This window comes from Micromonospora sp. NPDC049047, from assembly GCF_040649135.1.
GTDB lineage: Bacteria > Actinomycetota > Actinomycetes > Mycobacteriales > Micromonosporaceae > Micromonospora.
On sequence record NZ_JBEZEY010000002.1, the window covers coordinates 321232 to 333033 of the forward strand.

The 11802-nt window shown below is 70.4% G+C and carries 13 protein-coding genes; 8 read left to right on the forward strand and 5 right to left on the reverse strand.

The window, feature by feature from the left end; translation table 11 throughout:
- Nucleotides 1-13: 13 nt before the first annotated feature.
- The 4 genes from AB0B86_RS04495 to AB0B86_RS04510 form a co-directional block, all read right to left on the reverse strand.
- Nucleotides 14-1228 (reverse strand): acetyl-CoA C-acetyltransferase, encoded by a 1215-nt coding sequence (locus AB0B86_RS04495; RefSeq protein ID WP_357415236.1) that lies wholly within the window; start codon nucleotides 1226-1228, stop codon nucleotides 14-16.
- On the reverse strand, nucleotides 1218-2384 hold the full coding sequence (locus AB0B86_RS04500; RefSeq protein WP_357402655.1) for an acyl-CoA dehydrogenase family protein: 1167 nt from the start codon (nucleotides 2382-2384) through the stop codon (nucleotides 1218-1220). The genes AB0B86_RS04495 and AB0B86_RS04500 overlap by 11 nt, the downstream gene beginning before the upstream one ends.
- Before the next feature lie 144 nt (nucleotides 2385-2528).
- A complete protein-coding gene (locus AB0B86_RS04505; RefSeq protein ID WP_357415239.1) occupies nucleotides 2529-3689 on the reverse strand; it encodes an N-acetylmuramoyl-L-alanine amidase in 1161 nt (386 codons plus the stop codon).
- A gap of 208 nt (nucleotides 3690-3897) precedes the next feature.
- Nucleotides 3898-4875, reverse strand: coding sequence for a YafY family protein (locus AB0B86_RS04510; RefSeq protein WP_357402651.1), 978 nt, complete (start codon nucleotides 4873-4875; stop codon nucleotides 3898-3900).
- Between the two features lie 99 nt (nucleotides 4876-4974).
- On the opposite strand from AB0B86_RS04510, the gene AB0B86_RS04515 reads away from it, so the two are divergent.
- The 4 genes from AB0B86_RS04515 to AB0B86_RS04530 all read left to right on the forward strand — a co-directional run bounded on the left by AB0B86_RS04515 (nucleotide 4975) and on the right by AB0B86_RS04530 (nucleotide 7680).
- Nucleotides 4975-5373 (forward strand): VOC family protein, encoded by a 399-nt coding sequence (locus AB0B86_RS04515; protein WP_357415241.1) that lies wholly within the window; start codon nucleotides 4975-4977, stop codon nucleotides 5371-5373.
- Between the two features lie 96 nt (nucleotides 5374-5469).
- Nucleotides 5470-6126: a TetR/AcrR family transcriptional regulator gene (locus AB0B86_RS04520; RefSeq protein ID WP_357402647.1), complete on the forward strand. Its 657-nt coding sequence runs from the start codon at nucleotides 5470-5472 to the stop codon at nucleotides 6124-6126.
- 77 nt (nucleotides 6127-6203) lie between these two features.
- On the forward strand, nucleotides 6204-7052 hold the full coding sequence (locus AB0B86_RS04525) for an MBL fold metallo-hydrolase (RefSeq protein WP_357402645.1): 849 nt from the start codon (nucleotides 6204-6206) through the stop codon (nucleotides 7050-7052).
- 7 nt (nucleotides 7053-7059) lie between these two features.
- On the forward strand, nucleotides 7060-7680 hold the full coding sequence (locus AB0B86_RS04530; RefSeq protein ID WP_357402643.1) for a CGNR zinc finger domain-containing protein: 621 nt from the start codon (nucleotides 7060-7062) through the stop codon (nucleotides 7678-7680).
- Between the two features lie 6 nt (nucleotides 7681-7686).
- Here AB0B86_RS04530 and AB0B86_RS04535 read toward each other — a convergent pair whose 3' ends face one another.
- Nucleotides 7687-8553, reverse strand: coding sequence for a zf-HC2 domain-containing protein (locus AB0B86_RS04535; protein WP_357402641.1), 867 nt, complete (start codon nucleotides 8551-8553; stop codon nucleotides 7687-7689).
- A 72-nt stretch (nucleotides 8554-8625) separates the two neighbouring features.
- Here AB0B86_RS04535 and AB0B86_RS04540 point away from each other — a divergent pair, with 72 nt between their 5' ends.
- From AB0B86_RS04540 to kdpA, 4 genes are all read left to right on the forward strand, one after another.
- The gene (locus AB0B86_RS04540; RefSeq protein WP_357402639.1) at nucleotides 8626-9666 is read left to right on the forward strand and encodes an SAM-dependent methyltransferase; all 1041 of its coding nucleotides are present in this window, start codon (nucleotides 8626-8628) and stop codon (nucleotides 9664-9666) included.
- 211 nt (nucleotides 9667-9877) lie between these two features.
- Entirely contained in the window at nucleotides 9878-10054 is a 177-nt protein-coding gene (locus tag AB0B86_RS04545; protein ID WP_357402637.1) for a hypothetical protein, read from the forward strand.
- Nucleotides 10051-10140, forward strand: coding sequence for a K(+)-transporting ATPase subunit F (gene kdpF, locus AB0B86_RS04550; RefSeq protein ID WP_036390805.1), 90 nt, complete (start codon nucleotides 10051-10053; stop codon nucleotides 10138-10140). Before AB0B86_RS04545 ends, kdpF begins: the two co-directional genes overlap by 4 nt.
- Entirely contained in the window at nucleotides 10140-11795 is a 1656-nt protein-coding gene (gene kdpA, locus AB0B86_RS04555) for a potassium-transporting ATPase subunit KdpA (RefSeq protein WP_357402635.1), read from the forward strand. Before kdpF ends, kdpA begins: the two co-directional genes overlap by 1 nt.
- The last annotated feature ends 7 nt before the right edge of the window (nucleotides 11796-11802 follow it).

An 11802-nucleotide genomic window follows, 5' to 3' on the forward strand; every position in this document is an offset into this window, starting at 1 on the left:
CGTCCCCCGGGGGTCAGCAGCGCTCGAGAACGGTGGCGACGCCCATGCCGCCGCCGATGCAGAGGGTCACCACCGCGCGGCGCAGGTCACGGCGCTCCAACTCGTCGACGGCGGTGCCGATCAGCATCGCCCCGGTCGCGCCGAGCGGATGACCGAGTGCGATAGCGCCACCGTTGACGTTCACCCGGTCCGGGTCGATACCCAGGTCCCGGACGTACTTGAGCACCGCGGCGGCGAACGCCTCGTTGAACTCGAACAGGTCGATGTCGGCGACGGTCAACCCGGCGGCGGCGAGCGCCTTGTGGGTGGCCGGGATCGGGCCGGTGAGCATCAGCGTCGGATCGGCGCCGCTGACCGCCGCGCTGATGATCCGGGCGCGCGGGGCGAGGTCGAGCTCCTGGCCGACCTGCGCCGAGCCGATCAGCACGAGTGCCGCACCGTCCACGATGCCCGACGAGTTGCCGGCGTGGTGGACGTGCTCGATCGCCTCCAACCAGTGGAACTTCTGCAACGCGACAGCGTCGAAGCCGGCGGCGTCGCCGAGCGCGGCGAACGACGGGGTGAGTCGGGCCAGCGTCTCCCGGGTGGTGTCCGGTCGCGGGTGCTCGTCCACGGTGAGGATGTCCAGCCCGTTGCCGTCGCGCACCGGCACCACCGAGCGGGCGAAGTGCCCGCCGGCCAACGCCTTGGCGGCCCGATCCTGCGACCGCAGCGCGTAACCGTCCACGTCGTCGCGGGTGAAGCCCTCCAGGGTGGCGATCAGGTCGGCGCTGATGCCCTGCGGGACGAACGACGTGGCGAGCGTGGTCTGCGGATCGCTCATCCAGGCCCCGCCGTCCGAGCCCATCGGCACCCGGGACATCGACTCCACGCCACCGGCGAGCAGCAGGTGCTCCCAGCCGGAGCGGATCCGTGCGGCAGCGATGTTCACCGCTTCCAGCCCGGAGGCGCAGAACCGGTTGAGCTGCACCCCGCCCACCTGGTCGGGTAGCCCGGCCAGCAGCGCGGCGGCCCGGGACAGGTTGCCGCCCTGCTCGCCGACCGGGGTGACGATGCCCAGCAGCAGATCCTCCAGGCGGCCCACGTCGAGCCCCGGGTTGCGCTCGCGCAGCGCGTCGATCAGGCCGACCACCAGCGAGATCGGCTTGACCCCGTGCAGCGCGCCGGTGTCCCGGCCGCGTCCGCGCGGGGTGCGGACCGCGTCGTAGACGTACGCCTCAGAGGGCACGGGCGATCAGCTCCTTCATGATCTCGTTGGTGCCGCCGTAGATCTTCTGGACCCGGGCGTCGGCGTACATCCGGGCGATCGGATACTCGGTCGTGTAGCCGTAGCCACCGAAGATCTGTAGGCACCTGTCGATGACCTCGCACTGCCCTTCGGTGAGCCAGGACTTCGCCATCGCGGCGGTCGCCACGTCCAGGTCGCCGCGGGTGTGCCGGACGATGCAGTCGTCCAGGAAGACCCGGCTGACCCGGGCGCGGGTGGCGCACTCGGCGAGCACCATCCGGGTGTGCTGGTGGCCCATCAGCGGCTTGCCGAAGGCGGTGCGCTCCTTCGCGTACGCGACGGTCAGCTCGACCGCGCGTTGCATCGCGGCCACCGCGCCGACGCCGATGACCAGCCGTTCCTGCGGGAGTTGCTGCATGAGCTGGCCGAAGCCCAGCCCTTCGGCGTCGCCGAGCAGGTTGGCCGCCGGCACCCGCAACTCGTCGAAGAACAACTCGGCGGTGTCGTTGCCGTGCAGCCCGATCTTGGACAGCAGCCGGCCCCGGCGGAAGCCCGCCGGATCGTCGCCGACCTCGCAGACCAGCAGCGAGACACCGGCCGCCCGCTGCTCGGGGTCGGTCTTCACGGCCAGGATGATCAGGTCGGCCAGGCCACCGTTGGTGATGAACGTCTTCGCGCCGGTGACCAGGTAGTCGTCCCCGTCGCGGACCGCACGGGTGCGCATCGCCTGAAGGTCGGAGCCGCCGTCCGGCTCGGTCATCGCGATGGCGCCCACGAGTTCGCCGCTGCACAGGCCGGGCAGCCACCGCCGCTTCTGCTCCGCGTTGCCGTACGCGACCAGGTAGCCGGTGACGATGCCGCTGTGCACCGCCAACCCGAGGCTGCTCTCACCCGCGTACGTCTGTTCGTGCAGCAGCACGGCCTCGTGGGTGAACTGGCCGCCTCCGCCGCCGTACTCCTCCGGGACGGACAGGCCCAACAACCCCAGCTCGCCGGCGCGGCGGTAGTGCTCGCGGTCCGGGTGGCCCTGCGCCAGCAGACGGTCGGTGTGCGGTAGCACCTCCTTGGTGAAGAAGGTGCGGGCCAGGTCGGCGAGGTCGTCGTGCTCCGGCTCGCGCCAGGCTGAGGGGGATCCGTCGAGCGGGGGCGTCGGCATGTTCATCACCCTCGCGCGCTGTTGGCGGCATGTCAATAAGTCCGGATCGGTAGCCCCACAGGTGCGGCGGGCCCAGACGGCACCGCCCCCACCGGTGCGACGGTCGACCAGGCGGGGGCGGTAGGTGCGGCTGCCCCGCGACGACTAGCGCCGCGGCGGCCGGGGTGGCGGAGTCGGGTGAACCCCGGCCAGAGTGGACACCTCCTGGCGAAGCTCGCCGAGGTAGGGGTAGAAGTAGTCGCCCGGGCACTCGGTCGGGTCGGCCCCGACGCTCGCCCAGTCCCGGTGGCCCGAGATGACCGCCACGTTGCCACCCACCCCGCTGATCGGATTGACGTAGCCGGTCCGACCGGTGGGATCGAGCCGGCTCGTCAGGCCGAGCCCCGCCAGCACGACGGCCAGTGACCGTTGCGCGGCCGGGCTCGGCAGGCGGGACGTGTAACGGCCCAGCAGGCAGATGCCGATGTTGCCCGCGTTGTAGCCGCTCACGTGCGCCGCGTTGACCGCGAGCGACCGACCGTCGGCACCCGAGGCCGGGCCGTAGACCGGCTGCGACCCCGGATCGGAGTAGCGGCCCTCGTAGACCCTGCCGGCCTCGTCGATCAACAGGTGGTAACCGATGTCCCCGAACTCCTGGAGTACGCACTGGTCGTAGTAGATGGCGCGAACCGTCGCCGCCGGATCGGGGTCGTCGTTGTGCTGGTCCACCCCACTGTGGTGCACGGTCAGCGTCTGCGCCGGGAAGAACTGCGTCGGCCACAGTGGGCTGCCGTTCGGGGCGAGCCGCAGCGACTCGTCGGCTCCCCAGCCGGACCGGGGCAGATACGTCGGCGGCCTCCGCGTGTTGGGCGGCAGCGGAAGGCCGTTCGTCTCCGCGCTCGCGATCGTCCGCCGAGCCCCGTCGACCATGTTCAGCTCGACAACTGTCGCCGCCGAACCGTCCGCGACCTGGACCTCGTATCCGGTGGCGCCGTCGGCCACCACGACGCTCGACCGGGCCGACGACGCGCGATCGTCCCGACCGCTCGGGCACGCGCTGAGCTCCAGCCAGTCGCTCCACCCCTTGCCGGTACGGAGGCGCACCGCCGCCGCCGGGCCGCTGTGCGCGACGGACAGGTGGGTCAACGGAATGGCCGGTGACGTCACCACCGTCCGACTCATCAGTCGACCACGGCGGGCCGCCAGCGGCGACGTCACGGTGGCGGCGGACGGTGCCGCCGTCGCCGACCCGCCGAACGTACCGGCGGCCGTGAGGCCGACGGCCGCACCGGCCGCGCCAGACAACACTCGACGTCGAGAAACCAAGGCTCTGCTCCCTTGCTCAGTTGATCTAGCCCGCCGGGCAGGAGCGGTGGAGACCGCGCCAGTCGGGCTGCCACTGATGAGTGGCAAGGGTAAGACAGAAAGGCGGATCACCGCAGGCCGCTCGTCGTGATCACTTGATGCTCAGCAGTTCAGGAGCGGCGCTGACAACTGCTGAGCATCAAGTGATCACGGTGAGGGTGGCGGCTGGCTAGCTGCGGGCCGAATCGCGGCGTGCCGAGGCCACCAGCCGCTCGGCGAGTGCGACGACGCGGTCGCGGAGTTCGTCCGGGCGTTCGATGACGAACGGCAGGTCGAGTGCAGCGAGCATGCCGGGCAACCAGTCGAGGCTCTCTGCCCGGATCTCCACGTCCTGCCAGCCTTCCTCCGCACCCTCTCGTACCTCGGCGATGCTGGCCGGTAGCCGCCTGCGGATCTGCTCGACAGTTCCTTGTATCCGCAGCGACACCGCATGCTGGTACGGCGCTCGTGCCATCGACCTGAGAAGGTGCCCGGCCGGATCGTTTCCGGCGGGCGGCTCGAACGAGCCCGGCAACGGTCTCGCGTCCGCGATGCGGTCGAGTCGGAGGGTTCGCTCCTCGCCGATCTCCGGATCGACCCCTGTGGCATACCACCGGCCGGCATGGTTGACCAGCCCGAACGGATGCAGCACGCGGACGCTGCGCCGACCGTCACCCGAGGTGTATTGCAGCGAGATCGGCCGGTGGTGGCGGACCGCCTCGGCGACGGTGAGTAGTACGTCGGTCTGCGGCGCGGGGAAGTCACCGGGTTCGGCGGTGAAGGCGAGGGACTGGAGCGCGGCGTCCAGCAGGTCAGCGGTCCGCGACGGCAGGACGCGACGGATCTTCGCGGCGGCGGTTTCGCCAGCGGTGCCGGTTGCCGTGGCCAACCCGGCACGACGGCCGGCGATCAGGCCGAGTAGGACGGCCAGAGCTTCGTCGTCGTTGAACATCAGCGGCGGCAGTCGGTAGCCGGCGGCGAGCCGATACCCGCCGTAGCGACCGCGCACCGACTCCACCGGCAGGTCCAGGTCGATCAGATGACTCACATAGCGCCGCACGGTGCGCGGCTCGACACCAAGGCGCTCGGCAAGCTCGGTCATCGTCCGGACGCCGCCGGATTGCAGAAGTTCCAGTAGTGCGAGCACCTGGGCTGTCGGTCGTGCCACGGTGTGAACTTTATCCGAATACTGGACCGAACCTGTCCAGTATTCGTTCTAACGTGATCTCCACCGAGCGATACCAACCGCACTGAGCAGGGAGAAGACATGGACTTCGTCTCCATCCGCATCATCACCGACGAGATCAACCGCCTGGTCGGCTTCTACGAGAAGATCACCGGCGTGCAGGCGACCTGGGGTAACGAGGACTTCGCCGAGTTGCGTACCGCCCACGGCAGGCTGGCGATCGGCAGCACCCGCACCGTCGCACTGTTCGCGCCCGACTCGGCCCGCCCGGCCGACAACCACAGCGTGATCATCGAGTTCCTCGTGGACGACGTGGACGCGCTGTACGAGAAGCTGAAGAGCGTGGTCGAGGATTTCGTGAACGAGCCCACGACCATGCCCTGGGGTAACCGGGCGCTGCTCTTCCGCGACCCCGACGGCAACCTGGTCAACTTCTTCACCCCGGTGACCCCGGCCGCGATCGAGAGGTTCCGCAGTTGACCGGTTCGGCGCGGCCTCGATGCCGCCGGTTCCGACAAGGCACGGGGGGCGTCGAGGCCGAAGCCGGCGATGTGAGCTGCCGATAGGGTCGGCCAGATGAGTGTCGAGACGGCTCCGCGCCGCCGCAGATTGGAGCCGGACGCCCGACGTGGGCAGATCCTGGCCTGCGCGGTCCGGCTGTTCGGCGAGCGGCCGTACGCGGACGTGTCGACCACCGACGTGGCCCGCGAGGCGGGTGTCGCCCGCGGGTTGGTCAACCATTACTTCGGGGCGAAGAAGGACCTCTACCTGGAGGTCGTCCGGGTCATGGTGACCATCCCGGAGGTTGCCCTGCAACGGCTGCCCAAGGGTGACCTGCGGACCCGGGTCGAGGCCAGTGTCACCTGGTTCCTCGACGTGGTGTCCCGGCACAGCACCTCCTGGCTGGCGGCGGTCACCGCGCGGGGAATGGGTGGTGACGCCGACGTGGAACGGGTGCTCGCCGAGGCCGAGGAGGTCGCCGCGGACCGCATGCTCGTCGCCGTCGGGCTTGCCGACGAGGCGGAGCGCCACGAGGAGCTACGCGGGATGGTTCGGGCGTACTGCGGCCTGGCGACCTCGACCGCCCGGGAGTGGCTCCAGCGCGGCGCGTTGACCCGCCCCCAGGTGCACCTGCTGCTCACCACCACGCTGTTGACGATCGTGGAGCAGGTCGTCCCGCAGGTCGTCGCGAGGGAGGGCGTGACGCAGGAGACTCGGCAAACGGCTGGCTGAAATAGGCATAAGACTTATGCTTATTTCGTCGGTGGGCGTGCGCCGACTGTCGCAACCCGCGTCACCGAGGAGGAAGCATGTCCCCATCTGCCCTTTCCTACGAGGTTTTGGTATTGGACGGCCCGGTCCGGGCCGGAGAGCAGCGCATGCCGGACGGCTCGCCGATCCACTTCAACCCGACAGCCACCACCCTGATCTCGGGGGCCGAGGAGGCGCTGCTGGTGGACCCGCCGTTCACCCACGAGCAGATCGCGACGGCGGGCGACTGGATCGAGCGGTCGGGCAAGCGGCTGACCGCCATCTACGCCACCCACGGGCACGGCGACCACTGGTTCGGTGCCCCCGAACTGGTCAAGCGCTTCCCCGACGCCGTCACCTACGCGACGCCCGGCACCATCGAGGTCATGCACCAGCAGGCCACCGTCGGGCGCCAGGCGGTGTTCGACAAGGTCTTCCCCGGGCTGATCCCGGAGTCGCCAGTAGACGCCATTCCGGTGCCGCCCGGCGGAATTCTGATCGACGGCAACGTCGCCCAGCCGGTCGAGACCGGGCACACCGACGGCGACCAGACCACGGTCCTGCACGTACCGTCGATCGGCCTCGTCGTGGCCGGCGACGTCGTCTACAACGGGGTCCACCAGTACCTGCTGGAAACCGTCAACGGTGGCCTGCGAGAGTGGCTCAAGGCACTCGACCGCGTCGAGGCCCTCGCGCCCCGGGCTGTCGTCGCCAGCCACAAGAACCGCAACCGCCCCGACGACCCGTCGAGCATCGACGAGACCCGGAGGTACCTGCTGAACGTGGAGCGGCTGTTGGCGGAGAAGTCGACCGCCATCGAGTTCTTCGACGCGATGATGGAGCTCTATCCGGACTGGGTGAACCCGGGACCGCTGTGGTACGGGGCGCTCGGCCTGATCGGAAAGTGATGTGACAATGCCGTCGGTGTCCACTCCGCCGTGGCCCGCTACCGCGCGATACGGCCTCGACCCCGCACCGGGCGGCCTCGGGCTGGTCCAGGACCTGCTCAACACGCTCCCGGCCGGCGCACCCCGCCAGCCGGATCTCCTCGACGATCTCGACAGCGCCACGCAGTGGACGCACGATGTCGCCGCCCGGTGGTCGACGGCCACCGGGCGGCCGGCACCCGACGTGACGCTCGACCCGGCCGGCCTGCGGGCGCTGCGGACCTTCCGCGACGAGCTGCGGTACGGGATCGACGCCAGGCTCCACGCCACACCGGAATCCGGGCCGCCCGAGCCGGTGCCGGCCCCTCGTGCCGCAGCTGCCACGCTGCGGCTCGACGGGACCGGGTCGGTCCACCTCGATCCCGCCGGGACGGGCGCCGAGTCGCTTGTCTCCCTCGTCCTGGCGGAGTTGTTCGCGGCGCAACTCACCGACGTCGGCCGGCGCATCAAGACCTGCCGCAACCCCCGGTGCCAGGTGGCGTTCTACGACCGCTCCCGCAACAACAGCGGGGTCTGGCACTCCGTCCGCGTCTGCGGCCTCCCGGCAAACCTGCGCGCCCACCGCGCGCGGCAGCGGCAGACGGACTGAACAGGCTCAGGCCGCCCGCCGGTCGCCGGTCCGGCTGGCCCGCGCGGCCCGGCCGGCCCGTGCCGCCGGAGCGGCGTGCCGATCGGCCGCCTGCGCGGGGTACGCCCCCGCGTTGACCACCCGCAGCGGCCGTTCGCCCTCGTCGGTGCCGAAACGCCAGCGCGACGGCGTCGGTTGCCGCTGCGGCGCAGGCCCGCCGGGACGCAGCCCGGGGCGGGACAGCAGCACGGTGATCAGATAGCCGACCACCAGGAAACCGTGGCTTACCAGTCGCTCCCCGTCCACCGACCCGGTGGCCAGGTCGTTCACCGAGAGCAGCAGCAGCGTGCCGACGAACGCGCTGAGCATCGGCAGCAGCCCGGCCGGCGGGCTGCGGCGTACCGCCACGAAGAGGAAGCCGGCACCCACAGCGACGTTCCACGCGGCCGACTCGTGCCACAGGTGCTGGCCCGCGGGGTGCAGGTGGTCGGCGGTCGCGCCCCGGCCCACCTGGGCCAGGCCGAGCACCAGTTGCACGGCGCCGAGCAGCCCGAGCGCCGCGCGCAACCCGACGACCAGGGCGCCGCGCCCAGGCAGGTGGGGCCGCCACCGCGACCGGCGGCTGGGCGGCGTGGCGTCGGGGACCGCGCCAGCGTCACCTGTCGCGCCGGCCGCGACACCGCCGCCGAGGGCGGCCAGGATCGCGTCGGTCCGGTCCGGGACGTCGGTGACCAATCGGGTACGAACGCGACGCGTCACCCCCGCCGCCGTCGCGAACCACGCCCGGCACTTGGCGCACTCGTCCAGGTGCCCCTGCGCCGCCGCCCGCTCGGCGGCGGTCTCCTCCCCGTCCAACTGCGCGGACAGGATCTCCCGCCACTGCTCACACCCCATGTACCGGTAGTCGCTCCGAGGGCCGCTCCGGTTCCCGGCGACAGTCACCCGTTGTGGAATACTCGCCGGATCATGACGCGCTACGGCCTGCTGATCCTGCCCGCAACCAACCGGGTGTACGCCCGCTCCGCCGTCGACCTGACCCGGGCCGAGCTGGAGATCTTCGGCCGCTCGGCGCTCGACGGTCGGATCGGCGAGCTGGACACCGAGGTCGTCGGCGGGGCGTCCTACGTCACCTTCACCGGTGACGGGCTGACCGAGCGGGACCTGAGCGTCCTGGGCAACCTCTCCGCCGGGTACGCGCTGTTCGAGATCGTCGGCGAGCTGCTGCGGCCGGTCGAGTGGAGCCGACTGGACCGCTATGACGACGACCTGCTCACCATCCAGAAGTACCCGGGCAAGACCAACGAGCAGTTCACCAAGCTGCTGCTCAACGTCACACTGCTCGCCTCGGACTGGGCCAGCGAGCTGACCAGCCGCCGGTTCCGGGTGCTCGACCCGCTCTGCGGTCGCGGCACCACCCTCAACCAGGCACTGATGTACGGCTTCGACGCGGCCGGGATCGAGCGCGACCAGAAGGACGTCGAGGCGTACCGGGCGTTCATCACCACCTGGCTGAAGCAGAAGCGGGTCAAGCACCGGGTGCTGGAGTCGGGGCCGGTGCGCCGCGAGCGCAAGGTGGTCGGCCGGCGGGTGCGGATCGAGCTGGCGCCGACCCGCGAGGAACACAAGGCCGGCCAGACCCAGCTGCTGGACGTGGTCAACGCCGACACCGCCCGGTCGGCGGAGTTCTTCCGCCCGGAGACCGTGGACCTGGTCGTCGCCGACGCGCCGTACGGCGTACAGCACGGCAGTCGTACCGCCGACCAGGGATTGACCCGCGATCCGCTGGCGCTGCTCGCGCACGCCGCGCCGGTCTGGGCGCGGCTGCTGCGTCCCGGCGGGGCGCTCGGGATCTCCTGGAACACCCACGTCGCGAGCCGCGACGACGCGGCGGCGGCGCTTGCCGACGCGGGCCTGACCGTTGTCGACGCCGAGCCCTACCGCGCGCTGCGGCACCGGGTGGACCAGTCGATCATGCGCGACGTGCTGGTGGCCCGCCGCCCGGCCTGACCCGCCGCCCACCCCCTTCGGGCCCTTTGCTCTGCTTCCACCGGCGCAACAGCGTCGGTGCCTCGCTGTTGCCTCCGTTGAAGCAGAGCAAAGGGTGGACAGCCACCCCTCGTCTCCCCGACCGACGCGCCTCTGTGCCGCATTTCACCTGTTCAGTGGGCAGGTGTGAAAACCACGTCAAGAAAAGGTTCGCCGCCGTCACTGTCGCGTTATGACCCCTGCCATCCGGCAGGCGGTGGGGCTTTGCTTGCCCGGCGCGACCGGAAGGCGGTCGCGACGAACCTTTCCGGTAAGAGGAGTCAGCGTGTCTGACGTGGTGTTCGTGGTCCTGACGGTGGTGCTGTTCGCAGCGCTCGCCCTGGTGGTCCGGGCGGTGGAGAAGCTGTGAACGCGGTAAACGCCGTCGGTCTGGTGCTCGCGATCGTCCTGGGCGCGTTCCTGGTGTTCGCCCTGCTGTTCCCGGAGCGCTTCTGATGACCATGACAACAGCGGGCGTCATCTTCGTGCTGACGCTGGTGGCGGCCATCGTCGCCGTCTACAAGCCGTTCGGCGACTACATGTTCCGGGCGGTCTCCGGAACGAAGCAGTCGCGGGTCGAGCGGGGCATCTACCGGCTGGTCGGGGTCAACCCGGCCGCCGAGCAGACCTGGGGCGTGTACGCCCGCAGCGTGCTGGCGTTCTCCGCGGTCTCGATCCTGTTCCTGTACCTGTTCCAGCGGGTGCAGAACCACCTGTGGCTGTCGCTGGGCTTCGACCCGGTGGTGCCGCACGGCGCGTGGAACACGGCAGTGTCGTTCGTGACGAACACCAACTGGCAGTCGTACTCGGGTGAATCGACGATGGGCCACCTGGTGCAGATGGCCGGCCTGGCGGTGCAGAACTTCGTCTCGGCGGCGGTCGGCATCGCGGTGGCTGTCGCGCTGGTCCGCGGCTTCGCCCGCAGCCGCACCGGGCAACTCGGCAACTTCTGGGTCGACCTGACCCGGATCGTGCTGCGCATCCTGCTGCCGATCGCCGTGCTCGGCGCCATCGCGCTGATGATCGGCGGAGCGGTGCAGAACCTCTCCGGCGGCACCGACGTGAGCACGCTTACCGGCGGCACCCAGACCATCACCGGCGGCCCGGTGGCCAGCCAGGAGGTCATCAAGGAGCTGGGCACCAACGGTGGCGGCTTCTACAACGTCAACAGCGCCCACCCGTTCGAGAACCCGACCGCCTGGACGAACTGGCTGGAGATCTTCCTGATCCTGCTGATCCCGTTCAGTCTGCCCCGGGTCTTCGGCCGGATGGTCGGGCAGAACCGGCAGGGCTACGCCATCGCCGCGGTGATGGGCATCCTCGCGTTCGCCAGCGTCGCCATCACCAACATCTTCGAGCTGGCCGGCCACGGCACGGTCCCGCAGGCGGTCGGCGCGGCGCTGGAGGGCAAGGAGGTGCGGTTCGACGTGTCGAACTCGGCCACCTTCGCCGCCGCCACCACGCTCACCTCGACCGGTGCGGTGAACTCGTTCCACGACTCGTTCACCTCGCTCGGCGGCATGATGACGATGGTCAACATGATGCTCGGCGAGGTCGCGCCGGGTGGCACCGGCTCGGGTCTCTACGGCCTGCTCATCCTCGCGGTGATCACGGTCTTCGTGGCCGGGCTGATGGTCGGCCGCACTCCCGAGTACCTGGGCAAGAAGATCGGGTCCCGCGAGATCAAGTTCGCCTCGCTGTACTTCCTGATCACGCCGATCCTGGTGCTTGTCGGCACGGCGGCGGCGTTCGCCACAGGCAACAACTCCACGGCGCTCAACGTCGGCCCGCACGGGCTCTCCGAGGTGCTGTACGCGTTCACCTCGGCCAGCAACAACAACGGCTCCGCGTTCGGCGGCATCACCGTCAACACCACCTGGTGGGACACCGCGCTCGGGTTGTGCATGCTGCTGGGCCGGTTCCTGCCGCTCATCTTCGTGCTCGCGTTGGCCGGCTCGCTGGCCCGCCAGGCACCCACCCCCGCGTCCGAGGGCACCCTGCCGACCCACCGACCGCTGTTCATCGGCATGGTCGTCGGCGTCACCGTGGTCCTCGTCGCGCTGACCTTCCTGCCCGCACTGGCGCTCGGCCCGCTGGCAGAAGGGCTCTGACCATCAT